The 24,384-nt window shown below is 68.3% G+C and carries 32 protein-coding genes and 2 tRNA genes; 17 read left to right on the top strand and 17 right to left on the bottom strand.

Going from position 1 to position 24,384, the window contains the following annotated elements:
- Positions 1-33 precede the first annotated feature (33 nt).
- Positions 34-927 carry a sulfurtransferase gene (locus ABIE21_RS06865; protein WP_354024027.1) on the top strand — a complete coding sequence of 298 codons (894 nt, stop codon included), beginning with the start codon at positions 34-36 and terminating at the stop codon, positions 925-927.
- Here ABIE21_RS06865 and ABIE21_RS06860 read toward each other — a convergent pair.
- From ABIE21_RS06860 to orn, 5 genes are all read right to left on the bottom strand, one after another.
- Positions 924-1,205: a metallopeptidase family protein gene (locus ABIE21_RS06860; RefSeq protein WP_354024413.1), complete on the bottom strand. Its 282-nt coding sequence runs from the start codon at positions 1,203-1,205 to the stop codon at positions 924-926. The genes ABIE21_RS06865 and ABIE21_RS06860 overlap by 4 nt on opposite strands.
- 91 nt (positions 1,206-1,296) lie before the next feature.
- The gene (locus tag ABIE21_RS06855; protein ID WP_354024026.1) at positions 1,297-1,830 is read right to left on the bottom strand and encodes a DUF2017 domain-containing protein; all 534 of its coding nucleotides are present in this window, start codon (positions 1,828-1,830) and stop codon (positions 1,297-1,299) included.
- On the bottom strand, positions 1,827-2,111 hold the full coding sequence (gene clpS, locus ABIE21_RS06850; RefSeq protein WP_354024025.1) for an ATP-dependent Clp protease adapter ClpS: 285 nt from the start codon (positions 2,109-2,111) through the stop codon (positions 1,827-1,829). The genes ABIE21_RS06855 and clpS overlap by 4 nt, the downstream gene beginning before the upstream one ends.
- Positions 2,112-2,185: 74 nt before the next feature.
- A tRNA-His gene (locus ABIE21_RS06845) sits at positions 2,186-2,261 on the bottom strand.
- A 47-nt stretch (positions 2,262-2,308) separates the two neighbouring features.
- Positions 2,309-2,929: an oligoribonuclease gene (orn, locus tag ABIE21_RS06840; RefSeq protein WP_354024024.1), complete on the bottom strand. Its 621-nt coding sequence runs from the start codon at positions 2,927-2,929 to the stop codon at positions 2,309-2,311.
- An 83-nt stretch (positions 2,930-3,012) separates the two neighbouring features.
- On the opposite strand from orn, the gene ABIE21_RS06835 reads away from it, so the two are divergent.
- From ABIE21_RS06835 to ABIE21_RS06810, 6 genes are all read left to right on the top strand, one after another.
- On the top strand, positions 3,013-3,234 hold the full coding sequence (locus tag ABIE21_RS06835; RefSeq protein ID WP_354024023.1) for an SCO4848 family membrane protein: 222 nt from the start codon (positions 3,013-3,015) through the stop codon (positions 3,232-3,234).
- Between the two features lie 9 nt (positions 3,235-3,243).
- Complete coding sequence (locus ABIE21_RS06830; RefSeq protein WP_354024022.1) at positions 3,244-3,522, top strand: oligoribonuclease; 279 nt, start codon at positions 3,244-3,246, stop codon at positions 3,520-3,522.
- Positions 3,467-3,817 carry a thioredoxin family protein gene (locus ABIE21_RS06825; protein WP_354024021.1) on the top strand — a complete coding sequence of 117 codons (351 nt, stop codon included), beginning with the start codon at positions 3,467-3,469 and terminating at the stop codon, positions 3,815-3,817. Before ABIE21_RS06830 ends, ABIE21_RS06825 begins: the two co-directional genes overlap by 56 nt.
- A 26-nt stretch (positions 3,818-3,843) precedes the next feature.
- Positions 3,844-3,919, top strand: a tRNA-Arg gene (locus ABIE21_RS06820).
- A gap of 221 nt (positions 3,920-4,140) precedes the next feature.
- Complete coding sequence (gene ppk2, locus ABIE21_RS06815; protein ID WP_354024020.1) at positions 4,141-4,968, top strand: polyphosphate kinase 2; 828 nt, start codon at positions 4,141-4,143, stop codon at positions 4,966-4,968.
- A gap of 9 nt (positions 4,969-4,977) precedes the next feature.
- Complete coding sequence (locus ABIE21_RS06810; RefSeq protein ID WP_354024019.1) at positions 4,978-5,853, top strand: Rieske 2Fe-2S domain-containing protein; 876 nt, start codon at positions 4,978-4,980, stop codon at positions 5,851-5,853.
- Between the two features lie 6 nt (positions 5,854-5,859).
- Here ABIE21_RS06810 and ABIE21_RS06805 read toward each other — a convergent pair whose 3' ends face one another.
- The 5 genes from ABIE21_RS06805 to ABIE21_RS06785 all read right to left on the bottom strand — a co-directional run bounded on the left by ABIE21_RS06805 (position 5,860) and on the right by ABIE21_RS06785 (position 9,673).
- Positions 5,860-6,174 carry a protealysin inhibitor emfourin gene (locus tag ABIE21_RS06805; protein WP_354024018.1) on the bottom strand — a complete coding sequence of 105 codons (315 nt, stop codon included), beginning with the start codon at positions 6,172-6,174 and terminating at the stop codon, positions 5,860-5,862.
- Complete coding sequence (locus ABIE21_RS06800) at positions 6,155-7,219, bottom strand: M4 family metallopeptidase (protein WP_354024017.1); 1,065 nt, start codon at positions 7,217-7,219, stop codon at positions 6,155-6,157. Before ABIE21_RS06800 ends, ABIE21_RS06805 begins: the two co-directional genes overlap by 20 nt.
- A gap of 105 nt (positions 7,220-7,324) precedes the next feature.
- The gene (locus tag ABIE21_RS06795; protein ID WP_354024016.1) at positions 7,325-8,158 is read right to left on the bottom strand and encodes a hypothetical protein; all 834 of its coding nucleotides are present in this window, start codon (positions 8,156-8,158) and stop codon (positions 7,325-7,327) included.
- 89 nt (positions 8,159-8,247) lie between these two features.
- A complete protein-coding gene (locus ABIE21_RS06790) occupies positions 8,248-8,520 on the bottom strand; it encodes a hypothetical protein (protein ID WP_354024015.1) in 273 nt (90 codons plus the stop codon).
- Positions 8,521-8,665: 145 nt separating this feature from the next.
- Positions 8,666-9,673: an aldo/keto reductase gene (locus ABIE21_RS06785; protein ID WP_354024014.1), complete on the bottom strand. Its 1,008-nt coding sequence runs from the start codon at positions 9,671-9,673 to the stop codon at positions 8,666-8,668.
- A gap of 108 nt (positions 9,674-9,781) precedes the next feature.
- Between ABIE21_RS06785 and msrA the strand changes: the two genes are divergently transcribed.
- The 7 genes from msrA to ABIE21_RS06750 all read left to right on the top strand — a co-directional run bounded on the left by msrA (position 9,782) and on the right by ABIE21_RS06750 (position 15,272).
- Positions 9,782-10,309: a peptide-methionine (S)-S-oxide reductase MsrA gene (msrA, locus tag ABIE21_RS06780; RefSeq protein WP_354024013.1), complete on the top strand. Its 528-nt coding sequence runs from the start codon at positions 9,782-9,784 to the stop codon at positions 10,307-10,309.
- Between the two features lie 89 nt (positions 10,310-10,398).
- Positions 10,399-10,611, top strand: coding sequence for a methyltransferase (locus ABIE21_RS06775; protein WP_354024012.1), 213 nt, complete (start codon positions 10,399-10,401; stop codon positions 10,609-10,611).
- Between the two features lie 172 nt (positions 10,612-10,783).
- The gene (locus tag ABIE21_RS06770) at positions 10,784-11,278 is read left to right on the top strand and encodes a single-stranded DNA-binding protein (RefSeq protein WP_354024011.1); all 495 of its coding nucleotides are present in this window, start codon (positions 10,784-10,786) and stop codon (positions 11,276-11,278) included.
- Between the two features lie 88 nt (positions 11,279-11,366).
- Complete coding sequence (locus ABIE21_RS06765; RefSeq protein WP_354024010.1) at positions 11,367-11,855, top strand: DUF6993 domain-containing protein; 489 nt, start codon at positions 11,367-11,369, stop codon at positions 11,853-11,855.
- Between the two features lie 47 nt (positions 11,856-11,902).
- Positions 11,903-13,585: an energy-dependent translational throttle protein EttA gene (ettA, locus tag ABIE21_RS06760; protein WP_354024009.1), complete on the top strand. Its 1,683-nt coding sequence runs from the start codon at positions 11,903-11,905 to the stop codon at positions 13,583-13,585.
- A gap of 12 nt (positions 13,586-13,597) precedes the next feature.
- The gene (locus tag ABIE21_RS06755) at positions 13,598-14,068 is read left to right on the top strand and encodes an acyl-CoA thioesterase (protein WP_354024008.1); all 471 of its coding nucleotides are present in this window, start codon (positions 13,598-13,600) and stop codon (positions 14,066-14,068) included.
- A 91-nt stretch (positions 14,069-14,159) separates the two neighbouring features.
- The gene (locus tag ABIE21_RS06750; RefSeq protein WP_354024007.1) at positions 14,160-15,272 is read left to right on the top strand and encodes a VanZ family protein; all 1,113 of its coding nucleotides are present in this window, start codon (positions 14,160-14,162) and stop codon (positions 15,270-15,272) included.
- Between the two features lie 71 nt (positions 15,273-15,343).
- Here the strand turns inward: ABIE21_RS06750 and ykgO are convergent, their stop codons facing one another.
- Positions 15,344-15,466, bottom strand: a complete 123-nt coding sequence (gene ykgO / locus ABIE21_RS06745) for a type B 50S ribosomal protein L36 (protein WP_354024006.1) — start codon at positions 15,464-15,466, stop codon at positions 15,344-15,346.
- Between the two features lie 62 nt (positions 15,467-15,528).
- Positions 15,529-16,398: an acyl-CoA thioesterase gene (locus ABIE21_RS06740; RefSeq protein WP_354024005.1), complete on the bottom strand. Its 870-nt coding sequence runs from the start codon at positions 16,396-16,398 to the stop codon at positions 15,529-15,531.
- 21 nt (positions 16,399-16,419) lie between these two features.
- Here ABIE21_RS06740 and ABIE21_RS06735 point away from each other — a divergent pair, with 21 nt between their 5' ends.
- The 3 genes from ABIE21_RS06735 to ABIE21_RS06725 all read left to right on the top strand — a co-directional run bounded on the left by ABIE21_RS06735 (position 16,420) and on the right by ABIE21_RS06725 (position 18,801).
- A complete protein-coding gene (locus ABIE21_RS06735; RefSeq protein ID WP_354024004.1) occupies positions 16,420-17,097 on the top strand; it encodes a hypothetical protein in 678 nt (225 codons plus the stop codon).
- 102 nt (positions 17,098-17,199) lie between these two features.
- A complete protein-coding gene (locus ABIE21_RS06730; protein WP_354024003.1) occupies positions 17,200-17,745 on the top strand; it encodes a hypothetical protein in 546 nt (181 codons plus the stop codon).
- Between the two features lie 99 nt (positions 17,746-17,844).
- Positions 17,845-18,801 carry a nucleoside hydrolase gene (locus tag ABIE21_RS06725; RefSeq protein ID WP_354024002.1) on the top strand — a complete coding sequence of 319 codons (957 nt, stop codon included), beginning with the start codon at positions 17,845-17,847 and terminating at the stop codon, positions 18,799-18,801.
- Here the strand turns inward: ABIE21_RS06725 and ABIE21_RS06720 are convergent.
- The 5 genes from ABIE21_RS06720 to ABIE21_RS06700 are packed head-to-tail and all read right to left on the bottom strand — an operon-like array spanning position 18,798 to position 24,164.
- Positions 18,798-19,889, bottom strand: a complete 1,092-nt coding sequence (locus ABIE21_RS06720; RefSeq protein WP_354024001.1) for an ABC transporter ATP-binding protein — start codon at positions 19,887-19,889, stop codon at positions 18,798-18,800. The two genes, ABIE21_RS06725 and ABIE21_RS06720, sit on opposite strands and share 4 nt — an antisense overlap.
- Positions 19,890-19,911: 22 nt before the next feature.
- Positions 19,912-21,612, bottom strand: coding sequence for an ABC transporter permease (locus tag ABIE21_RS06715; RefSeq protein WP_354024000.1), 1,701 nt, complete (start codon positions 21,610-21,612; stop codon positions 19,912-19,914).
- Entirely contained in the window at positions 21,612-22,649 is a 1,038-nt protein-coding gene (locus ABIE21_RS06710) for an ABC transporter substrate-binding protein (protein WP_354023999.1), read from the bottom strand. Before ABIE21_RS06710 ends, ABIE21_RS06715 begins: the two co-directional genes overlap by 1 nt.
- The gene (locus tag ABIE21_RS06705) at positions 22,646-23,464 is read right to left on the bottom strand and encodes a metallophosphoesterase (RefSeq protein ID WP_354023998.1); all 819 of its coding nucleotides are present in this window, start codon (positions 23,462-23,464) and stop codon (positions 22,646-22,648) included. Before ABIE21_RS06705 ends, ABIE21_RS06710 begins: the two co-directional genes overlap by 4 nt.
- Complete coding sequence (locus ABIE21_RS06700) at positions 23,457-24,164, bottom strand: tyrosine-protein phosphatase (RefSeq protein WP_354023997.1); 708 nt, start codon at positions 24,162-24,164, stop codon at positions 23,457-23,459. Before ABIE21_RS06700 ends, ABIE21_RS06705 begins: the two co-directional genes overlap by 8 nt.
- Between the last annotated feature and the right edge of the window lie 220 nt (positions 24,165-24,384).

The following is a 24,384-nucleotide window of genomic DNA, read 5'->3' as shown; positions in this document are numbered from 1 at the left end:
ACTCTCGACGGCGGATCCTGCCAGAGTGGAGCGGTGACCTCTCCCTTCATCTCCGTGTCCGAGCTCGCCGACTCCCTCGGCAGCGCCACCCCGCCGGTCGTCTTCGACGCGAGCCTGGAACTGCACACACCCGCGTACGACGGCGACTACCGCCGGTCGAGCGGCCGCCCGCGCTGGCTGGCCGGCCATATTCCCGGGTCGCACCACGTCGACGTGCCCACCCAGTTCAGCGACACGACCGCGAGACTGAACTACACGCATCCGCAGCCCCAGGAGATCGCGGACGAGCTCGCACGCCTCGGCGTCGGGCCCGACACCCAGGTCGTCGTCTACGACACCACCGGCACGATGTGGGCCGCTCGCCTCTGGTATCTGCTGCGGTGGATCGGCGTTCAGGTGCGCGTGCTCGACGGCGGCTTCGACGCCTGGCGGGCGGCGGGGCAGCCCGTGGAGGCGGGGGAGGCGGTCGAGGCGGCCCCCGTCGCGTCGTGGCCCGCGACGATCGCCCGCAAGGCCTGGGTGAGCCAGCAGGAGCTGGAGGAGCGCACCGCCGCAGACGCGCGACCTCTGGTCTGCAGCCTGCCCGCCGGCAGCTTCAACGGAACCGACCCGACGCGCTACTCGCGGCGCGGGCACATTCCCGGCAGCGTCAACGTGTCGAGCCGCGACCTGTTCAAGGCAGACGGAACGCTGAAGAGCCGCGTCGAGGTCATCCTCGCCTATGACGGCGCGGGCGTCGACACGAAAGCCGTCGGCAGCTCGGGCACCGAGGAGGTGCTGCTCTACTGCGGAGGCGGCATCTCCGCGTCTGCGGGGGCGCTCACGCTCGCTGCGATCGGAGTGAAAGCGGTGCGCATCTACGACGGCTCGCTCGAGGAGTGGTCGGCGAACCGCGCCCTGCCGCTCGAGCTCGCCAGCGCGCCCTAGCCCCAGCCGAGGCGGTGCAGCTCGTCGTCGTCGATGCCGTAGAAGTGGGCGATCTCGTGCACGAGCGTCACGTGGATCTGGTCCTTGAGCTCGTCGAGGTCCTCGCTGACGGCGATGAGCGGCTCGCGGTACAGGATGATCCGGTCGGGAAGCTCGCCGAAGCCGTACTGGCCGCGGTCCGTGATCGCCACGCCGTCGTAGAGGCCCAGCAGGTCGAGCGAGCCGTCTTCCGGCCGGGTCTCGGTGACGAAGACGACGTTGTCGAGGCCGTCGACCATCTCGTCGGGCAGGGCATCGAGCTCGTCGATCACGAGCTGCTCGAACTCGTCTTCAGTCAGTGCGTCCACGGGGCAAGTCTCGCAGAGGGAGTCACTGCTCGAGGGCGTCGATCAGGCTCTCGGTGACGAATGCCAGCCAGTCGTACAGCTCGCGCAGCGACTCCGCTGCGTCGCCGTCCGCCTCTCCCTCGTCGCCGTCGCTCTCGATTCCGAGGCGGGCGGCGATGGTGAGGCGGATGTCGGCGAGGGTGCGCAACCACGCCTGTGACTGCTGCTCGTCGAGTTCGACGTCGCCCGCGCCGCTCTCCAGACTCGCGATCACGATCCCGGCGTTGGTCACCTTGCGGCGCGCGAGGCCGCGCTCGGTGAGCTGACGGAAGTCGCGCGACGCGTCGGCGTCGTCACCGTAGGCGTCGGGCAGCAGTCGCGCGATCGCCGGGTCGTCGTGGAGCGCCGCCGAACCGCCGATGCCCACGCTGTCGAACAGCGGGTCGACGTCTCGCGAACCCGCCAGGTCGACCAGCATCCCGGCGATCTGCGCCGCCAGGTCGCCGATGATGTCGGCCTCTACGGCGCTGAAGCCGGCCACGATCGTTCCGGAGGCGGTCTTGGAGAAGGGGGTCACGCATCCGCTTTCTGCAGTGTGGCCCAGAGGCCGAAGTCGTGCATGGCCTCGACGTGGCGTTCCATCTCCTCGCGGCTGCCGGTGGCGACGACGGCGCGGCCGTCGTTGTGCACCTGCAGCATCCGGCGGTCGGCCTCCTCGCGCGAGAAGCCGAAGTAACTGCGGAAGACGTACGACACGTAGCTCATCAGGTTCACCGGGTCGTTCCAGACGAGGCAGACCCACGGGCTGTCGAGAACCGTCTGCTCGTGCAGTTCGGTGCTCTCGAGTGTCTTGGCCATGAATCCAGCTTTCCACAAACACGAATGGCCCGACTTCGCAGTCGGGCCATTCGTGTGTTGCCGTGGTGCAACATTGGGGTGAACGACGGGGCTCGAACCCGCGACATCCGGCTCCACAAGCCAGCGCTCTGCCAACTGAGCTACGCCCACCAAGCCGCTGCTTCGTGATCTCTCACTGAAGCAACCAGACGATTCTATTACAGGTGCGGGGCGAATCTCTCCACTACCTCGGCCGAGATGACCTGAACCTGGTCGGTCGTGGGGCCGGGTTCCGCGGTAAATACGGCTTTTCGGTAGTAATCGAGCTCGCGAATTGATTCGAGAATGTCTGCCAGAGCGCGGTGTCCGCCGTTCTTGGCGGGGGCATTGAAGTACACGCGGGGGAACCAGTGACGGGCGAGCTCCTTGATCGACGACACGTCGACGCTGCGGTAGTGCAGGTGGCTGTCGACGCGGGGCATGTACTTCGCCAGGAACGCGCGGTCGGTTCCGATCGTGTTGCCCGCGAGCGGCGCGGACTGCACGCCGGGAACGTGCGAGAGGATGTACTCGAGCACGGCGTACTCGGCATCGGCCAGGCTCACGCCCTTCGGGATCTCGTCGATGAGCCCGCTCTCGGTGTGCATGTTGCGCACGAAGTCGCCCATGTTCTCGAGCGCCGAGCGGTCGGGATTGATCACGATGGTGAACCCCGGAGCGATCGGCACGAGGTCGTAGTCGGTGATGACCACCGCGACCTCTACGAGTTCGTCGACCGCGAGGTCGAGTCCGGTCATTTCACAGTCGATCCAGACCAGTCGGTCCGTAGCAGTAGCCATTCGGTCATTCTATCTTCGGGCCGCCGACACCAGCGCGCCGTCGAGCGGCGTCGGCCGCGGCATCCGATTATTCTCGAAGCACCATGACTACCGCCCTCTGCGTGCTCCTCATCCTCAACGGCGTCTTCAACATCGCCGTGTGGCCCACCTTCTTCCGCCGCGTCGCCGGCGATCCGCGGGCGCGAGACTCAGCGGGCAGGCCCACCGCCTTCTTCACGGTGCACCTCGTGATCGTCATCGTCGCGCTCACCCTCGCGGCCGTGTCGCTGCTCGCCGGTGTCTTGGCCCTGCTCGACGTCTGGTAGACCTGTCTTATGACAAACAACGAGGTATCGCTCACGCACGGCGACGAGTACATCGTCTTCTACACGGGCGGACCCTACGACGGCCAGACCGACACCCGCATCAGCACCGACGGCTCCTTCGACGAGTCCGTGACCGTTCTGGTCTCGCTCGACGGCAAGGAATCGCAGGTCGTCTACGGCAGCCCTGTCGCCAAGTCGATCGGCGACCAGGTCCAGGTTCACTACACCTGGGATGTCACGGCCAGCGAGGCACTCGAAGACCCCGACGAGCGTCTCAGCGAGCAGTAGGAATCTTTCTGCCGGCTCGGCGGTTGGCTCTGGCGTGAATCTCCTCTTCTTCTCCTCGTCGTTCTGTGACCCCTGCATTCAGACGCGGGGAGTGCTGAAGCAGGTGGCGATGCTGCTGCCCGACGTCAAGATCGCAGAGCTGGATGTCGCGCGGGACACCGCCGAGGCGGAGAAGGCCGGCATCCGCTCGACGCCGACGATCGTGATCGCGGCGGAGGACGGCACCGAGGTGTTCCGTGCCGAGGGCGTGCCGACCGTCAACCAGGTGCTCGTGGCCTTGGCGAAGGCCGTCTAGCGGCTCCTGCGCTATCGTATAAACGCGCCTCTGTAGCTCAGTGGATAGAGCAAAAGCCTTCTAATCTTTTGGTCGCAGGTTCGATTCCTGCCAGGGGCACCACTAATCCTTCTGCCCGGTCGCCGGTTTCTCGCGTGTAGCACCATTCGCGGTTTTCTGCTCGCCATTTCCTGTTGGCCGCATACGACCTAACGTGGCCAGCATGAGCGATCCCAAGAACACCCCGGAACCCGAAGTAACCGCCCCCGAAGAAGTCGACCTCGACTCGGGCACCGACCAGGATGGCACCCCCGTCGAGAACCCCTCTGGCTAGACGGGGCGACGTGTCGAAGTCGAACACCAAGCACCGCAAGCGCACGACCAAGCGAATCCCGAAGAAGGCCTACGAGGCCGAGCTCAAGCGCCTCCAGGTCGAGCTCGTGAGCATGCAGCAGTGGATCACCAGGACCGGCGCGCGCGTCGTCGTGGTATTCGAAGGCCGTGACGCGGCGGGCAAGGGCGGCGCCATCAAGCGGATCATGCAGTACCTCAACCCGCGCAGCGCGCGCGTCGTCGCACTGCCGGTGCCGAGCGAGCGCGAGAAGGGCCAGTGGTACTTCCAGCGCTACATCGAGAAGCTGCCCACGGCGGGCGAGATCGTTCTGATGGACCGCTCCTGGTACAACCGCGCGGGCGTCGAGCGGGTCATGGACTACAGCCCCATCGAGAAGTACGAGCTGTTCCTCGAGCAGACGCCGGTCTTCGAACGCATGCTCATCGACGACGGCATCATCCTCATCAAGTACTGGTTCTCGGTCTCCGACAAGGAGCAGGAGGCGCGTTTCCACTCGCGCCTGAACGACCCGATGCGCCGCTGGAAGCTGTCTGAGGTCGACGTGCTGTCGATCACGAAGTGGGAGGACTACTCCCGCGCCAAAGACGACATGTTCGCGCGCACAGACACCGACGAGGCGCCGTGGTGGACCATCGAGAGCGATGACAAGCGTGCATCGCGGCTCAACACGATCAAGCACCTGCTCTCACAGATCCCCTACGAATCATCCACACCGCCCAAGGTGAAGATTCCCGCGCGGCCGAACGCCGAGAACTACGACCGCCCGCCGAAGGACCTGTACCGCTACGTGCCCGACCACGCAGAATCCATTCGATAGGAGGAGAAAGTGCGAGAACTCAGAATCTTCAAGACCGTCACGGCACTCGAGGAAGCCGAGGCTCTCGATCCGATCGTGAAGAAGGTGCGGTCGGCGGTCAATGCCGTCATCCGCCCCCGCGCCGTGCGCGACGTGCTGCACGGAGTGCCGATCGGCCACGCCGCGCACCCCGCGCTCGTGCTTCTGCCGGTGGGCTCGTGGATCGGCAGCGCCATCCTCGACGTCGTGCCTGGAACGGAGCGGGCCTCCCGTGTGCTCGTCGGTACCGGCGTCGCCGCCGTGCTGCCCTCGGTCGTCACCGGGCTCACCGACTGGTCGGAGCTGCACCAGCAGCAGCAGCGGGTGGGGCTCGTGCACGCCGTTGCCAACGTCGCCGCGACCGGGCTCTACGCGGTGTCGTTCGTGCAGCGCAGCCGTGGCAAGCACGCGAGCGGGCGGATGTTCGGGCTCGCCGGTCTCGCTTGCGTTGGCCTCTCCGGCTACCTCGGCGGTCATCTCGCCTACCGGCAGGCCGCCGGGGCCAACCATGCCGAGGAGGTGCCGCACCGGTTCCCATCCGGCTGGCGTCCGCTCGGCGGTCTCGAGGAGTTCGCGGAGAACACTCCGGAACGGCGCACGGTCGACGGCGTCGAGGTGCTGGTAGTGCGCCGTGGCGCGGCGGTCGACGTGCTCTCCAATACCTGCAGCCACCTCGCCGGCCCGCTCGACGAGGGTGAGCTGGTGGATGTCGCGGGGGAGGCCTGCATCGAGTGCCCGTGGCACCAGAGCGTGTTCGCTCTGAGCGACGGCGAGGCCGTGCACGGCCCCGCGACGGCGCCGCAACCGAGATTCGACACACGCGTCATCGGCGGCCAGGTCGAGCTCATGCTGCCAGGAGCGGGCTGAGCCGGGTCACCTCTCCGTCGAGGGCTTCGCGTTGACGGCCTTGACCTGGTCGACGAGGCTGCGCCAGGCGCCGCGCACACGGGAGTCGGGCAGGGTCGCCCGCCGTCTCTTCACCGGCGCGTGCGCCTCGATCCGCCAGACGAACTGATCGCGCGAGTGGTCGGGGGGAGATACCGCGTCCCACGGGCACGCCTCGACGAGCCGCACCCAGTCGACCTCCGGATGGTCGTCCGATCTCACCCGCCATTCGCGGCTGAGTCCGGCGAACCCGCCGCTGCGCACGACCAGGATCGTCAGTGTGTCAGGCCGCGCGTCCGTCATCCGAGCTCATCTCCACGCCCACGCCCGTCCAGCCGGCGCGAACCGCGGCGGCTTCGGGCGATGATTCACCGTAGCGCGTCACGGCCGCGCTGAGGGTCGCTTCGGCGAACTCGACGAAGGTCGACTTGGGATCGAGCGGGAGGCTCAGGGTGTCGTACCAGATCTGGCCGGCCCGCTCCCAGGCGTTGCCTCCGAGCGCCTCCGCGACGAGGTAGAACGCCCGGTTCGGGATGCCGGAGTTGATGTGCACGCCGCCGTTGTCGTCTTCCGTCTCCACGTAGTCGGCGAAGGTGCCGGGCTGAGGGTCTTTGCCGAGCACGTCGTCGTCGTAGGCGGTGCCGGGGGCCTTGAGAGAGCGCAGTGCCGACCCCTCGACCTCGTCGGTGAAGAGCCCTTCGCCGATGAGCCAGGTCGCCTCGTCGACGGTCTGGTCGAGCGAGTACTGCTCGACGAGCGCGCCGAAGACATCGGAGATCGACTCGTTGAGCGCGCCCGACTGCCCCTGATACTCGAGGGCCGCCGTGTACTGCGTGATGCCGTGGGTGAGCTCGTGTCCGATCACGGAGGGCGAGGCGGTGAACCGCCTGAAGATCTCGCCGTCGCCGTCGCCGAACACCATGCGCTCGCCGTTCCAGAACGCGTTGTCGTACTGGGTGCCGAAGTGCACGGTGGCGTCGAGGGGGTGGCCGGCTCCGTCGATCGAGTTGCGCTGGTAGACCTCGGAGAACAGCGCGAACGTCGCGCCGAGCCCGTCGTAGGCCTCGTCTACGGCGTCGTCGCCGGTAGGCTCATCGCCCTCCGACCGAACCACCGTGCCCGGCAGCTCCTCGAGATGACCGGCGTCGGCGATCGTGCGGTTGGGTCCCGCGCCTACCTCGACGACGAGGTTGTCTGACTCGTCGAGGCTGAAGCTCAGCCGTGCCGCCCGGAACGGTGCCTCGTGGCGCAGTGCCCGCCGCGCCGCCTCTGCGGCGACCGCGAACCGCTCGTCGTCGAGTTCGGCGATGCGGGCGAGGAGGTACGGGGGGACGATGCCGTGAGTCATGCCCCGAGCCTAGGTCGGGCCTCCGACAGGCCGCCAGCAAAATGACGAAAAGCGAACGGAGAAGGGGGCCCGCCGTCCGGCGAGCCCCCTTCTCCGTTCGCTACGTCAGACGGTGCGGCTCGGCTCCGCCTTCGCGTCGTCGTCGATCGTCGCCTCGATGACCTCGTTCGAGCCCGCGGCCGTGGAGCCCAGCGGCGAGCCCGCTGTCGAGCCTGACGGGGTCGTCGCAGAACTGGTCGTCGGGGAGAAGTTGCGGGTCGATGCGGCCGGCACGATGGGCGTGGTCGGCTGGGCGACGGAGGCCTCGAACTTCGGTGCGGCGGATGCGCCGGGACGAGTGGGCGCCTGGGCGGGCGCGGCGGCCGGCGTCGCGACCGTGGCCGGGGCCGACTGCTCCGCCTTCCAGCGACGCTGGCGTTCGATCAGGTCGGTGTCGTCGCTCGCGCTCTCGAGACGGAAACGGTCGAGGTCTTGTACGAAGAGCTTTCGGGCGCGGGCGGGGCGGTGGTGCCACTCGATGAGGCGGTCGCGGTACTCGGCGAACCCCTGGTCGGCCTGCACGCTGAAGTTGGCGGAGTTGCGCTTGATCTCGGCGAGCTGGTACTCGGCCCAGGCGCTGGCCATGGCGGCACCGGGCGCGGGCACGAGGCGCACGCGGATGCTCGCGACACTCGCCTGTGCCTCGAAGTGCTCGCGGGTCTGGTTGGAGAGGCCGCTCCACTGTGACGCCTTCTCGCCCACGGCGATGAGCGCCTCGACTGCGGAGGCTCGATGGGCGCGATCCTGCTTGGCGAGGAGTCGCGTGATCGCGCTGCGAGCCACGAGCGCCGCGACCACACCGGCGATGATTATCGCGATGAAGGGGAGGACCGCGGTCGTTATGACCCGCATGCCCTCGGTCGAGTTGAACCAGTCCAAGAAATCATTCCACCACTGCATGGGAGGAACCATACGCCGCGATCGGCGTATATCCGCGAGGCTGTCGCGTGTCGGGGAAACCCCGCTTTCGAGGGTGGTCGGGTCGGGGATCAGCCGAGCCGAAAGCACTCCAGCGCGTCATCCATGCCCCAGAACTCGCCGACGGAGACGAACCGCTGCTGCCGCACGATGAGACGCTTCGCCCGGTAGCGGATGCCGCGGCTCTCGTCGAACCGTTCGATGTAGCCGACCACCTCGCCGTCAGGCCGCACCACCCGCCACAGCGAGTCGTTGAGCTGCACGGCGGTGATGCCTCGGGTGCGGCTGCCCGCGCCCGCCTTCGAGCGGCCGTCGATCGTCGTTGCGAAGTCGAGAACTGTCATGGATGTCTCCCGCTGCTGGCCTCGGTGGATGCCACCGCGATCGGGTGACTCCGTCAGGGTAGAAGCGGCCACCGACATCAGCGGGCGGGCAAAAAGGAACCGCACCCACGACGTGTCGGGAGTGCGGTCCTGAGCTGCGGTCCGGCTAGCGCAGCTGCGTGCCGTCGACCGCGAAGGGCTCGATCGCGGCGATCTCCTCGGCCGAGAGCGGCGAAGCGTCGCGCGCCTGGAGGCTGTCTTCCAGTTGTCCGACGCTCGAGGCGCCGATGAGCGCGGAGGTCACCTGCGGGTGGCGCAGAACCCAGGTCAGTGCCATCTGGGCCAGGGTCTGGCCGCGACCCTCCGCGATCTCGTTGAGGCCGCGGACGCGCTGGAGGTAGGTGTCGCTGATGGCACCGGGCTTCAGCCAGCGGCCCTCGCTCGCACGCGACCCGTCGGGCACGACACCCTGCATGTAACGGTCGGTCAGCAGTCCCTGTGCGAGCGACGAGAAGACGATGCTGCCCGCGCCGATCTCGTCGAGAACAGGGAAGAGCCCGTTCTCGATGTGACGGTCGAACATGTTGTAGCGCGGCTGGTGGATTGTGAGCGGGATTCCGTGCACCGCCAGAGCCTTCTGCGCGGCGAGCGTCTGCTCGGGGCTGTAGTTCGACACACCGACGTAGAGCGCCCTGCCGGAGGTGACCGCGGTGGCGAGCGCTCCCATGGTCTCCTCGATCGGGGTCTCGGGATCGGGGCGGTGGGAGTAGAAGATGTCGACGTAGTCGAGGCCGAGGCGGTTCAGGCTCTGATCGAGAGATGCGAGCAGGTTCTTCCGCGAGCCCCACTCGCCGTATGGGCCGTCCCACATCTCGTAGCCGGCCTTCGACGAGATGATCAGCTCGTCGCGGTAGGGACGGAAGTCTTCGGCGAGGATGCGTCCGAAGTTGGATTCGGCGCTTCCCGCGGGCGGGCCGTAGTTATTGGCGAGGTCGAAATGAGTCACTCCGAGGTCGAACGCCCGACGCAGAATCGCGCGCTGGTTCTCGAGGGGCTTGTCGTTGCCGAAGTTGTTCCAGAGACCGAGCGAAACGGCGGGGATCTTCAGGCCGCTGTTGCCGACTCTCTTGTATTCGACGTCGTTGTAACGGGCTTCATCGGCGTTATAAGGCATGCTCCCAGCCTATGGTCAGTCGAGGAATTGCGCCGACCGTGATGGCGTTGTGACAGGAGGACGGACGGTAGCGTTCCGCCCTCGACAGCCATGGACAGGAATCTTGCTATGCACACATTTGTCATCGCCGGCGGGTGCTTCTGGTGTCTCGACGCCGTCTACCGCACGCTCAAGGGCGTCACCGACGTGGTCTCCGGCTACACCGGCGGGAGCACGGTGTTCCCGTCGTACGAGGCGGTCTGCACCGGGACGACCGGACACGCCGAGGCCGTAGCAGTCACCTTCGATCCGGCAGTCATCCCCGACAGCGTCATCCTCGACGTCTTCTTCAGCCTGCACGACCCGCGCCAGCTCAACCGGCAGGGCGCCGACGTCGGCACCCAGTACCGCTCTGCGATGTTCTATTCGGATGACGCGCAGAAGCAGGCCTTCGAGGCCGCACGCGACCGCGCCGCCGAGTACTGGGACGGCGACATCGTCACGACGATCGAGCCTCTCGGCGAGTACTACCGGGCCGAGGACTACCACCAGGACTTCTTCGCCAAGAATCCCGGTCAGGGCTACTGCATGGCCGTGGCGCTCCCCAAGGTCAACAAGATCCGCAAGTCGTACGCGGAGTACGTACTCGCCTCGTAGGGAATTTCCGATCCCTTGTACTGGTCAAACGCGGGTCCTATCGTTGAATCGCGCCGCGGATCTCGACGGCGTAGAAAAGGAGCTCGACGATGAGCGACACCACATTGACCCGTCACACCTGGGTGGCGATGGGCCCGGCGGGCACCATCGGCTGGATCACCGGGGGCGAAGGCGGCTACACCTTCAAGCTCGTGAACGACACGCAGGAGCGGGCTGTCTATCCGAACCTCGAAGTGGCGAAGAGCGCGTTGCACGCCGCTCTCGTGCCGGGAACCGACTGGCCCGAATTCAGGGAGCACTAACCTCCCCTCCTCACCAGGCGACGAAGGGCCGGTTCTCTCCACCTATGGAGGGAGTCGGCCCTTTTCGTCGCGTCCGGTCGGCATGCTCGACGAAGCGGATCCCGCGGAGGCCGTCCCGGCACGAGCGTTTCCGCGGGGTTCGCCCCATCCGCCACCGACCAGAGGAGATCCCATGTCCGACACCATCGCCATCAGCGGCTTCGTCGCCACTCCGCCGAACCCCATCACCGCCGCGGGCGACCTCAAGATCACCTCGTTCCGCGTCGCGTCGAACCAGCGCAGGTTCGACCGGGGCCGCGACCGCTGGGTCGACGGCGAGACCAACTGGTACACCGTGACGACGTTCCGTCAGCTGGCTCTCAACGTCGCGGCCTCGGTCGTGAAGGGCGACCGCGTCGTCGTGACCGGCAGGCTGAAGGTGCGCGACTGGGAGGCGGGCGAGAAGTCGGGAACGAACGTCGAGATCGAGGCGGATGCCGTCGGTCACGACCTCACGTGGGGAACGACGAGCTTCACCCGCGTCCGATCCACATCCGCGGCGTCCAGCGAGGCGGCGGAGACGCAGCCCACCGGCGCGGCCGACGAGTTCCCGTCGCAAGCGGACTTCGAGCCGTCGTCGTTCCCGGATGCGGCCGAGGACGACTCCGAGGTGGCCGCTCCGTTCTGATCGGGCGCCGAGTGCGGGAGCGCACAGCGCGCCATCGTAGAATCCGAGGGTACGGAACGCGACCGCCGACCGTCGAAGGGGATTCCTGATGGCCAGCAACCGCATCCGCCGTTCGCGCGCGGGGTTTCTCGCGGTAGTGGCCGCCGTGGCGCTCGTCTCCGGGCTCGCCGCGTGCTCGGCGCCCGCCGCCGACAAACCGAAGCCGAGCGCGTCTCGGAGTGCGAGCCCCACGCCGACCGCGGCGCCCGATCCCGTGCTGGATCCGGCCGGCGACTCCGAAGCGAATCTCGCCTACTTCGACTTCGTCAACGGTCGTCTGCTGGCGACAGTGCCGACGCCGAACGGGCAGCAGCTCGTCGAGAACCTCGTCGCGGCGGGCTTCGTCAAGGCCGACATGGAGCTCACTCCCGACACCACGGTCGGGTCGGAGGCGGCCGAGGCGATCCAGTTCTCCGTGCGCATCAACGGAAGCTGCCTCGTCGGCCAGACCGGGGCGGCCGGCTACAACGCGATCGCCGAGCCGCTGCTCGGCACGGGCAAGTGTCTCGTCGGCGCGACCCGCGCCATCGACTTCTGAGAAGGCCCGAGCATGGGCACCCGCTGAGCCCTACGTAGAATGGTCCTATGGCCGAATTTATTTACACGATGGTGCGCGCCCGCAAAGCGGTCGGCGAGAAGCTGATCCTCGATGACGTCACCATGTCGTTCTTTCCCGGTGCCAAAATCGGCATCGTCGGCCCGAATGGTGCCGGTAAGTCAACCATTCTCAAGATCATGGCCGGGCTCGATACGCCCAGCAACGGCGAGGCGCGGCTGAGCCCCGGCTACAGCGTCGGAATCCTCATGCAGGAGCCCGAGCTCGACGAGACCAAGACGGTTCTCGAGAACGTGCAGGAGGGCGTCGGCGAGATCAAGGCGAAGGTCGACCGTCACGCGGCGATCGGACTCGAGATGGCCGAGCCCGACGCCGACTTCGACGCCCTGCTCGCCGAGATGGGCACCCTGCAGGAAGACATCGACGCCGCAGACGCCTGGGACCTCGACTCCCAGCTCGAGCAGGCGATGAGCGCACTCCGCACGCCGCCCGGCGACTACCCCGTGCACAGCCTCTCCGGTGGTGAGAAGCGACGCGTCGCGCTCACCAAGCTCCTGCTGCAGAAGCCCGACCTGCTGCTGCTCGACGAGCCCACCAACCACCTCGACGCCGAGAGTGTTCTCTGGCTCGAGCAGCACCTCGCCAAATACCCGGGCGCCGTGCTCGCCGTCACTCACGACAGGTACTTCCTCGACCACGTCGCCGAGTGGATCGCCGAGGTCGACCGCGGCAAGCTCTACCCCTACGAGGGCAACTACTCGACCTACCTCGAGAAGAAGCAGGAACGCCTCACCGTCCAGGGCAAGAAGGACGCAAAGCTCGCGAAGCGTCTCTCGTCGGAGCTCGAGTGGGTGCGCAGCAACGCCAAGGGCCGCCAGGTCAAGTCGAAGGCGCGACTCGCGCGTTACGAGGAGATGGCGAACGAGGCGGAGAAGACGAGGAAGCTCGACTTCGAAGAGCTCGTGATCCCCGTGGGACCCCGCCTCGGCGCGCAGGTCATCGACGCGAAGAACCTCAAGAAGAGCTTCGACGACCGCGTGCTCATCGACGGCCTCAGCTTCACCCTCCCGCGCAACGGCATCGTCGGCGTCATCGGCCCGAACGGTGTCGGTAAGACGACGCTGTTCAAGACGATCGTCGGCCTCGAGCCGCTCGACTCCGGCGACCTCAAGATCGGCGACACCGTCGACATCTCGTACGTCGACCAGAACCGCGGCGGCATCGACCCGAACAAGACCCTGTGGGAGGTCGTCTCCGACGGCCAGGACTACATCCAGGTCGGCAAGACCGAGATCCCGTCACGCGGCTACGTGTCGCAGTTCGGCTTCAAGGGTCCCGACCAGCAGAAGAAGGCCGGCGTGCTCTCCGGTGGAGAGCGCAACCGTCTCAACCTCGCGCTCACCCTCAAGCAGGGCGGAAACCTCCTGCTGCTCGACGAACCGACCAACGACCTCGACGTGGAGACCCTCGGCTCGCTCGAGAACGCGCTGCTCGAGTTCCCCGGCTGCGCGGTGGTGATCACTCACGACAGGTGGTTCCTCGACCGCATCGCGACCCACATCCTCGCCTACGAGGGAACGGCGGAGGACCCGTCGAACTGGTACTGGTTCGAGGGCAACTTCGAGTCGTACGAGGAGAACAAGATCCAGCGCCTCGGAGCCGACGCGGCCAAGCCCAACAGCTCGGTCTACCGCAAGCTCTCGCGCGACTAGAGCGCCCGGACAATGCGGCTCACCGTTCCGATCAGCCTCCGCTGGTCAGACTTCGACGCCTACGCGCACGTCAACAATGCGGAGATGTTCCGCCTGTTGGAGGAGGCGCGCATCCAGGCGTTCTGGGTGAACGACGACGGCCGGGGCGACTCGGCGATGGCGATTCTGGATGCGCGCCCCGGCGCGAAGGTGGTCGCCTTGATCGCGCGGCAGGAGATCGAGTACCTGCTGCCGATCCCGTACATGCGCCAGCCGCTCGACGTGGAGCTGTGGATCGGCCGTCTCGGCGGCGCGAGCCTCGAGATCAGCTACGAGGTCTACTCGCCCGAGGGCATGGAGCCGCGGGCGCTGTACACGCGCGCGACGACGACCCTTGTGATGGTGGAGCTGGCGACGGGGCGGCCGCAACGCATGACCGACGAGCAGCGCGCGGCGTGGGAGCCCTACGTCGAGGAGCCGGTCGCGTTCACCAAGCGGCCGTAACCCCGAACACCGACTCGCTCGGTCGCGAGATCCGGCCTTGATCCCGATCAATACGCAGCGAGGAAGATGCGCAATCCTCTAATGTCGGGATATGGGCGTCTGGACCTGGTCGGCAGAGATAGGAATACTGTTCGGGGTCGGCCTCTTCGCCCTCCTGTTCTTTCCGATAGTCGCGGTGCAGTACCGCTTGTACGGGCGCTTCACCGGGTTCCGGCTGCTCGGTGCCGCCGCCGTCAGCGTCTACCTGACGACGTTGGCCGCCTACACCCTCGTTCCGTTGCCGACGTCCACGGACAAGGTGTGCGAACCGAGCATCCAGCTGGTTCCCTTCCACTTCGTCTCTGATATCGCCAGGGAGACGGCCGGCGACGGCGTCCTCGGTACGCTCCTCAGCCCGGTGACACTGCAGGTGGTGTTCAACGTCGTGCTCTTCGTGCCGCTCGGAGTGATCGTGCGCGGCTTCTTCTCTCGCCGGCTCGGGGTCACCGTCGCGGCTGGCCTGGCGATGTCGGTGCTCATCGAAGCCACCCAGTACACCGCGCTCTGGGGCGTCTACTCCTGCGCGTACCGGCTTGCCGACGTCGACGACGTCATGACCAACACGCTCGGGGCGCTCATCGGCGGCCTGCTCGGCCCGGTCGTCCTCGCGTGGATGCCTCGGGAGCGGGCATTGCGCGCCGCCCGCGGCACCCCGCGACCGATCACGGTGTGGCGCCGGTGGCTCGGGATGGCGATCGACCTGGCGCTGTTCACGGTGATCGGGGGAACGCTCACCGTGGCATACCGCCTCGTGCTGATCGCTGTCAGGCGAGACGTCCCCCGTGTGCCGGACGCGTTCGAGGTGGTCCTGGGCTCGCTCGTGCCGGCCCTGCTTGTCTTCATCTTGCCCGCGATGCGCCCGACGGGCGCCTCACTCGGCCAGACGGCGGTCTGGCTGACACCTCACTTGTCGCAGCCCTCGTCGGTGGTGCGCCGGGTCCTCCGGGCCGCGAGCGTGGGAGGGCTCTACGGGCTGCTGGTCTGCGTCTCGCGGCTCACGCTGCCGGTGTCCGCGGCGGCCGAACTCCTCGCGAACCTGCTCCTCGTGGCGGCGTTCGTCGCTGTGCCCCTCACTCGCAGTCGAGCCGGCCTCTCCGGTCTCGTGGCGCGCTCGTCGATCGCCGACGAGCGCGCGGTCTCCCCGGCCGCGGCGGAGACCCCTTAAATCCGGAAGGCCCGCCGTTTTCGCAAACGGCGGGCCGAGGTCAAGTGGCGGGCACTTGAGGTGCGTGAGGACTAGCCCTGACGCGCCTTCATGCGCGGGTTGTTGCTGTTGATCACGAACGTACGTCCGCGACGGCGGACAACCTGCGACCCGGGTGCCTTCTTGAGCGACTTGAGCGAATTACGTACGTGCATGGCCCACCAGCTTTCTTGTTGATTACTCTTATCAACAATGGACCCGTGGAGATATTCCCGAGTCAGCGCGACGGTACTCGCACCATGCCCTCTTGCGCAACGCTTGCCAGCAGCACGCCGTCGCGCGAGTAGATCCGGCCGAGCGAGAGGCCGCGTCCGCCGACGGCGGTGGGCGACTCCTGCACGTAGAGCATCCACTCGTCGACGCGTCCGAAGCGGTGGAACCACATGGCGTGGTCGAGGCTCGCGGCCTTGAGCCCGGGGGTTCCCCAGGCGACGCCGTGGCCGCGCATGATCGGTTCGAGAATCGAGTAGTCGCTCGCGTAGGCCAGGGCGGCGCGGTGCAGGTTCTCGTCGTCGGGCAACGCCGACTTCGCCTTGAGCCACACGGCCTGATGGGGAACGTGCTCGCCCTCGACCGTGAAGTACACGGGGGAGGGGATGTGCCGCATGTCGAAGGCCCGTGCGCTCGCCCAGTTCTCGGCGATCGGGTGGTCGACGCCGGCGAGCGTCTCGGCTGCGCTCGGCAGCGACTCCGGCTCCGGCAGCCCGGTCGGCATCTCGAACTGGTGGTCGAGTCCCTCGTCGTCGCTCTGGAACGAGGCGATCATCGAAAGGATCGGCAGCCCGTTCTGGTAGGCCTGCGTGCGCCGGGTGGAGAACGACCGGCCGTCGTGGATGCGGTCGACCGAGAAGGTGATGGGCTGCTCCGCGTCTCCCGGGCGCAGGAAGTAGCCGTGCATCGAGTGCACGAAGCGGTCCTTGCTGATGGTGCGCATCGCGGCCACGAGCGACTGGGCGAGAACCTGACCGCCGAACACGCGGCCGAGCGGCTGCGGCTGGCTCGGCCCGGTGAAAATGTCCTCGCTGGTGCGCGCGTGGGTGTCGGTCAGGTCGAGTGCGGTCAACAGTCCGCTCACGGGGTCGCTCATGCCCTGTAGTTTAGAACGCAGATGAGTCAAGCATTCACCCTCCAGGATTCCCTCGCCCTCGACGACCTCAGCACCTACCTGAGCCGCGCGGGCCGCGTCGAGGACGGCTCCGTGCGCCTGATCGCCGGGGCGGGAGTACTCGCCGTCTACGTCGCCGTGTTCTATCCTTCGGGGCTGCTCGACGAGAGCCCCACGGTGCTCGGACTGCGCACCTTCTCGCTGCCCGAAAAGGAGACCTTCGACGCCGTCGTGCCGGTCGGCTCGCTGCTGCAGCGGCTCACCAACCGCAAGAACGAGGTGACGGATGTCTCGGCTCCAGTCACCGTGAACCTGCCGATGCAGGTGCACACCGTGTCGTGGGCGGCCATCTCTCCGCCGCGCGGCGGCTGGAGCCCCCTGCCCGCGACGTCGAGCGGAGTGCTCGACGGCGTTGCGCGCGCGGGCATCGACGAGGTGGCCACCGCCATACCGACCGGAACCGGCGAGCAGATCGTGCACAAGGTGCGTTCGCAGGTGTGGGGACGGCCCATTCCCGGGCTCGAGCACGTGCCGGCCGGTGCCGGGTTCGCTGCCCTCAGCCTCGGGTTCCTCGGCAGCGAGGAATCGGTGCAGATCTTCGAGACCGGGCCGTGGACCCGCCTCACCACGAAGCGCGGGCACGTGCTCGCCAAGCGTCGAGCCTGGACCCTCGCGCGCTGACAGGCTGCACCCCGACCTGTACCGTGGTGCTGAGTCGTTGTCATGCTGGCATGTACGGAGGGTGCGATGCGCGTTGCGCAATGGTTACCAGGAGCATTGCCGGTGAGGTCGGTCATCGCCACCGTCACCGTCACCGTCATCGCCGTCGTCGCCGCGACGCCGATCCAGCCCACCGAGGTCTTCGCGGACGAGGGCGCTCGAGGGGAGGCGCAGGGTCCGGCGGCCGACGCTCTCTACGCGATCAGTCGTGACTTCCCCGACGACTTCGCCTACTCGGAGTTCACCGCCACCGGATTCACCGTCGCGTTCGCAGGGGCGGCGCCGGATGCCGCGATCGACAGGCTGGAGGCCACCGGCATCGATTTCGACGTCGTGACGGGCGTCGGCCGCCCTCAACTCGCGCTCGAGGACGAGATGACGAGGATCAGCAAGGCCGTGCTTGCACACGTCGACGCGGAAACCAATTTCAGCGTCGAGTCGAACCCGCGCAACAGCGCGTTCGTGGTGACGCTCTACACGGGCGACGAACAGCTCGCGGTGGATGTCGCGTCCGCCACCCGCGCGCTGCGATCGTCACTGAGCGTCCCGGTCGAGTTCGCTTCGACGGACGTGGAGCTGAGCCTCGCCTCGATCCCTCCGGTCGAATGAACCCCTGATTTCGGGGTACGCCCGAGTCGGCAATTAGGGGGACCCGGAGCCGAATGGTAATCTTGCGCGTTGCCCTGCCCCACCCCAGAAAGACTCTCCGTGCCGATTCCCCTCCTCATTGACACCGACACCGCCGCCGACGACTGCTTCGCGCTGCTGGTCGGGCTGCTCGACCCCCGCGCCGACCTCCTCGCCATCACGATGGTCGCCGGAAACGTCGGATTCGACCAGCAGGTCGACAACGCGTTCCTCACCGTGGGGCTCGCCGGCCGCCTCGGGCAGGTTCCCGTGCACCTCGGCGCCCGTGACCCGCTCGTCCGCCCGTGGCTCAGCGCAGAAGACGTGCACGGCGACGGCGTGGGCGGCTTGAAGCGCCCCGACGACGGCCACGAGGCATCCGCAGAGCACGCGGTCGACGCGATGATCCGTCTCGCCCGCGAGCACAAGGGGGAGCTGCGCATCGTGGCCATCGGCCCGTTGACGAACCTCGCCCTCGCGGTGCAGAAAGACCCGGAGTTCGTGTCGAACGTGGGCAGCCTCTTCGTCATGGGCGGCTCGATCAACGCCCGCGGCAACATCACTCCTGCCGCCGAGTACAACATCTATGTCGATCCGGAGGCCGCTGACATCGTCTTCTCGGCCGGGTTCTCCGACGTCGTCGTGATCAGCTGGGACCCGCTCACCATCACCGACGCGCTGTTCGACCAGGGCCGCATCGACCGCATCGCCGCCCTCGACACCCCGCTCTCGCGCTTCTTTGTGCGCGCGAACCAGGCCACGTTCGACTTCGACACCGCTGTGGGTCTCGCCGGCTCGTCGCACTGCGACTCGCTCTCGGTGCTGCTCGCGCTCGACCGCAGCCTGTCGACGGCCGAGCGCCGCTACCGCCTCGAGGTCGAGACGCAGGGCACGCTGACGCGCGGCGCCACGGTGTTCGACTGGGCGTCGGACGACAACAACGTCACCGCCATCGAGACCGTCGACGGCGAGCGTTTCTTCGACTACATGCTGGGCATGCTGGCCACGACCCCGGTCATCGCCCAGTCCGCCGCCTAGCCCTGAAGCCGGCCCGCGGCGGCCCTGTCGTGCGCGTCGGCGGCTGCCGGAAGGCGGGACGGGTAGAACATCGCCCGGGCGATGCGCACGTCGACGCTCTCTCCGACGAGCGGGCGGCGGCCGGACACCCGGCAGCGCACCGCGATGCCCTTCCAGTCGACGACCACGTCGTTGCCTCCCCGCCCGTACAGCGACGACATGACGACGGCGCCGGCGCCCGGCGTCAGGGTGACGTCTTCTGGCAGAACCGCGATCGACCCGTCGCCGTCGGAGCCGCCGCCCTCGAGCAGCGCGGCGTCGACCCGGCACTCGTGCCCGGCTGCGCTGAACACGTCGGCGAGCAGCCGGCCGGTGAAGATCGTGGCGTCGGACAGGAACGTCGCCACGGAGGGGGAGACCGGCGAGCTGACGAGCTCTGGCGGGGTGCCGACCTGCTGGATGCGGCCGGCGTCGAGCACGACGACACGGTCGGCGAGCGCGAGCGCCTCGTCGCGGTCGTGGGTGACGTGCACGACGGTCAGTCCGATCGAGCGGGTGAGCGTCTGCAGCTCGAGCCGCAGCTTGTCGCGTAGCGGCTCGTCGAGGGCCGAGAGCGCCTCGTCGAGCAGCAGCACGCGCGGACGGCCGACGATCGCCCGCGCGAGGGCGACCCGCTGGCGCTGGCCCCCCGAGAGCGTGGTCGGGTTGCGCTTCTCGAACCCCTCGAGGCCGACGAGCGCCATCACCTCGTCGACGCGGGCGCGACGCTCGACCTTCGGTACGCCGGCGAGCCGCAGCGGGTAGGCGATGTTGCGCTCGACACTCCAGTGCGGCCACACGGCGTGCTGCTGGAACACCATGCCGAGCTCGCGCTTCTCCGGCGCGACGAGCGTCGACGCGTCGGCGACGAGCGAGTCGCCGAGGTGGATCGACCCGCTCGTCGGGCGCAGGAACCCGGCGATGGCGCGCAGCAGGGTCGTCTTGCCCGAGCCGGACGGCCCGACGAGGGCGACGAACTCGCCGTCGGCGATCGCGAGGTCGATGCCGGAGAGACCGACGGTGCCGTCGGGATAGGTGAGACCGACGTCGGAGAGGGTGACGGATGACACGGGGAGATGCCTTTCGTGGAGGTCAGCGCGCCCGGCGGGCGGCGAGGCCGAGGCCGGCGAGGCCGACGAGGGTGATGATGAGCGAGAGGGCCGACGCCGCGTTGTAGGCGCCGGCCTGCTGCAGAGAGAAGATAGACACCCCGAGCGTCTGCGCGCCCGGTGCGAGCAGCAGCACCGAGATCGTGAGCTCGCGCACGGCGGTGAGCACGACGAGGGTGCCACCGGAGATCGCCGCGGGAAGCGCCATCCGCCAGGAGATGTCGAACAGGGCTCGCAGCCGGCTCGCGCCCGAGATACGGGCGGCCTCCTCCGCGGTCATGGGCGTCGACCGCAGCGGTGCGCTCACCGACTGAACCACGATGGCGACGAACGCCATCACGTAGGCGCAGAGGATGAGCCACGGTGTGTTGAACAGCCCGATGCGCGGCGCGATGATCAGCCAGCCGACGGCGATGACGAGCCCGGGGATCGCCTGCGGCAGCATGGCCACGGTGCGCAGCGCCGTGTTCGAGCGCGCCGCCGTGCGGGTGACCAGCGTGCCGATGGCGAGCCCGATCACGGCGCAGATGATTCCGGCGAGCACGGAGAGCACGACCGAGTTGACCGCCCCGGTGACGGTGGCGGGGGCGGTCGTGGCGCGCACGATGTTGTCGAGGGTGAGATTCTCCCAGGCGAGGGGCACTCCCGGCGCCGGCAGCAGCGACTGGGTGAGCAGCGCGCTGAGCGGGAGGAGGGTGATCGCGAGCACGCCGGCCCAGGCGACCAGGGTCAGCGGCAGGCGAGCCACGCCGAGCGGGAGGATCTGCCCCGACGACGCGGAGGCGTCGAGCTCCCAGCGCGAGCGGGAGACGAGCATGTCGATCACCATGGCGGCGGCAGCGACGACGAGCAGCACCACGCCGATCGTCGCGATCACCTCGAGCGGCGACTCCACAGTGCCCGACTGGATATACCGGTAGATGAGAGTCGACAGCGTGACGTAACGCTCCGGCAGCCCGATGATCGACGGGATGCCGAAGTCGGCGAGGTTGCCCACGGCGACGAGGGTGAACGCCGAGAGGATCGCGGGGCGCAGCAGCGGCACGGTGATGGTGAGCACAGCGCGGATGGCCGAGGCGCCGCTGATCCGCGCCGCCTGTTCGAGGTCGGACGGGATACGGCGCAGCGCCGCGGAGACGATGATGTACGCGACCGGGTAGGAGTGCACCGTGAGCAGGAAGATGACGCCGTCGGCGCCGTAGATGTTCCACAGCGGTGCGCCGAACCACTGGGTCCAGAGCGCGTTGGCCGAGCCGGTGGGGCCGGCGATGCCGATCCACGCGATCGCGCCGACGAACGGCGGCACCAGCAGCGGGGTGAGCGCGAACAGGCGCAGCACGCGGCGGCCGCGCAGGTCGGTGCGGTCGAGAAGCAGGGCGAGGGCCGTGCCCACGACGACCGCGCCGATCGCCGAGGAGACCGACGAGACGAGGCTGTTCAGCCCGGCTTCGGCGATGTCGCCGCCGAGCAGCAGGGGCAGGTGATTGTCGGATGCCGCGAGCCAGACGATCGCGCCGAGGGGAAGCAGCACGACCGCCGCGACGACGAGCCACAGCGCGATGCGCACGGCGTCTACCCCGTCGGGGCGGCCGGCGCGTCTCGTACTGCCCCGTGGGGAACGCGGGGCGCGGGCCCGGTCGGTGACGACCGGGCCCGCGACGCGTGCGGTGGGGGAGGGGCTCATTACTGGAAGAGCTCGTTGAACCTGGCCACGGCCGCGGTCTTCGTGTCGGCGATCAGGTCGAGGTCGGGCGAGAGGATCGTGATGTCGTCCATCGACGGGGCGCCGTCGGGGGTGCCGACGTCGCTGCGCACCGGCAGGTACGACTGCTCGACGGCGAGGGTCTGGCCGGCCTCGCTGACGAGGAAGTCGACGAACGACTCCGACGCCTCCTGCGCGTCGGTGCTGGCGAAGATGCCGACCGGCTGCGACACGTACGGCACGCCCTCGGTCGGGTAGGCGACGTCGATCGGCGAGCCGGCGGCCTTGAGCTCGCGCACGAGGTAGTCGACGACGATCCCGACCGGCTGCGTGCCGGCGGCGACCGCCTGGGAGACGGGTCCGTTGCTGTCGGCGATGACCGGCTTGTTCGCCGCGAGGTCTTCGAGCCAGGCCTCGCCGAGGTCGTCGGTGTTCATCCACACGGCCGCGTTGTAGGCGGCTGCTCCCGAGACGTCGGGGTTCGGCATCGTGATCTTGCCGGCGTACTCCGAGTCGGTCAGGTCGTGCCACGAGGTGGGCGGGGTGTCGATGGCCGTGGTGTTGTAGGCGATGACCGTGGGGATGATGCGGGTTCCCGTGTAGAAGCCCTCGGGGTCGACGACGTCCTGGTTCAGCGACTCGACGTCGGCCGGGGTGTAGGCCAGCAGCAGGTCGTCGGAGGCGTAGGCCTCGAACGTGGCGGAGTCGGCCGCGAGAAGAACGTCGGCCTGCACGTCGCCGGAGGTGCGCTCGGCCTCGATGCGGGCGGTGAGGTCGCCGGTTCCGGCGCGGAAGACCTCGACGGTGACGTTCGGCTGCTCCTCGTTGTAGGCGGCGACGATCGCATCGATCTTCTCCTGCGGCTCCGACGTGTAGACCGTGATGGCGGCGGCGTCGAGCTGCGTGACGGTCGTCGCGGTGTCTTCGGCGGGGGCGGGCTCTGCGGCCGTGCAGCCGGTGAGGACGAGGCCGAGGGCCACGAAAGTGGCGGCCGTTGCGACGTAGTGCTTGCGGTTCATGGTGTCCTTTGTGGTTGTAGTGCGGATGCGGTGGTGGGGACGGGAGTCGAGAAGAGGGGGCTCGGCGACTGCAGGCTGACCGGCGCGGTGCTCACCTGGTCGGCCGTGATCTGGACGAGCGAGAACATGGCGAGGTCGTGGCCGCTGACGGTCTCCGGACCGGCGTTCATGATCTGGTGGTAGGCGAGCGAGGGCCCGACAGCGACGGGGAGGCCGTGGAAGAGAGCGGTCATCGGGTGGTGGTAGTGGCCGGCGAGGATGAGCCGCGCGTCGGAGCCCTCGATGGCGGCGGCGAACCCCTCCGGGTCGCGCAGGCCGATCTTCGACAGGGTGGGCAGCGGCGAGGGTACTGGTGCGTGGTGCAGTGCGATGACGGTACCCGCGCCGAACGGCTCGGCGACGGTCGAGCGCAGCCAGTCGAGCTGCTCGTCGTCGATGGCGCCGGTGCTGGTGTCGAGCAGCACGATGCGCGTCTCGCCGACCGTGACGACCCGGTAGTGGCTCGGGCCGTGGCCGTCGAGCACGCGGGCGGCGCGGGCGTCGTCGTGGTTGCCGAGAGTGGTGAACACCGGTGCGCCGACTTTCTCGCCGAGCGCCCGCAACGCGGCGTTGACCGCCGGGTAGGCGGCGGAGTGACCGCGCTGCGCCAGGTCGCCCGTGACGACGACCGCCTCGGGCGTGACGCCGGCCGCGGCCACGTAGTCGCCGACCTGCTCGAGCCGGGCGACGCCGTCGACCTGCCCGTAGAGCAGCTCGCCGATCGTCGCGTGCACGTCGCTGAGGTGCACGATCGTGAACTTGGAGTGCTCAGTCATCGCTCGGCCGCCCGAGAGTTCGGCGCAGCGCCTGCAGTTGTTCGGCCCGCAGCCCGTGGCGGATGAGGTACGCCTCGGCTCCGCCCAGCGCGCTGACCGTGCGCAAAGCGTGCAGCATCGCCTCTGCTGGGCTGTCGAGGTGGAGGCGCAGGGAAGCCGCGTGGGCGTCGGCGTCGAGGCCCATCGGCCGCAGCGTCTCCACGGCGATCTGCTCGCGCCGGTCGCGCACGACGCCGGTGGAGAGCGCGTAGTCGGCGACGACGTGTGCCTCGTCGTGGCCGGCGGCGAGCAGGGCGAGGGCGACGACGAGTCCGGTGCGGTCCTTGCCCGCGGTGCAGTGGACGAGTACGGGGCCGCCGGAGTCGGCGATGGCGGCGACGGCCTCGGTGAGGGCCGCGCCGCGCTCGGTCAGGAGGAATCCGTAGACCTGCTCGAGGCTGCCGGAGGCGGGCGGGCCGTCGGGAAGCCGGTAGAGGGCGACGTGGGCGACAGGCACCCCGTGCCGCGGCTCGGTGTTCGCCGCGAGCTCGCCGTCTTCGCGCAGGTCGAGCACGAGGGAGATGCCCAGCTCGGCCAGCTGCGCCCGTCCGGCGTCGCCGACCTCGTCGAGCGCGGCGGCGCGAGCGAGCCACGGCGTCGACTCGGGGCCGGGGGTTGCCCAGCGGGCGTTGTACGTGCCCTCGATGGTGATGCCCGACATGACCTACCCGGATCTCGTTTCACCGTTTCATGAGTTATGAAACGCGGTTACGAGAATCAGGATGTGCGGGCGAGGTGAACGAAGGGTAGACGGCCGACGACCTGCCGCGAAACGCGGCGCCAACCTCGCGTTCGGTGGTCGCAGTCGTCGCGGGCGGGCCGGCCCGTGCGCCGGCGCGTTGGCTGGCCAGCTGTGGCGGCTTGCTGGCCGTCGAGACCGC

This window comes from Conyzicola nivalis (assembly GCF_040548875.1).
GTDB lineage: Bacteria > Actinomycetota > Actinomycetes > Actinomycetales > Microbacteriaceae > Conyzicola > Conyzicola nivalis_A.
The sequence above is the reverse complement of the archived record's forward strand: the minus strand, read 5'-3'. Positions and strand labels throughout refer to the sequence as shown.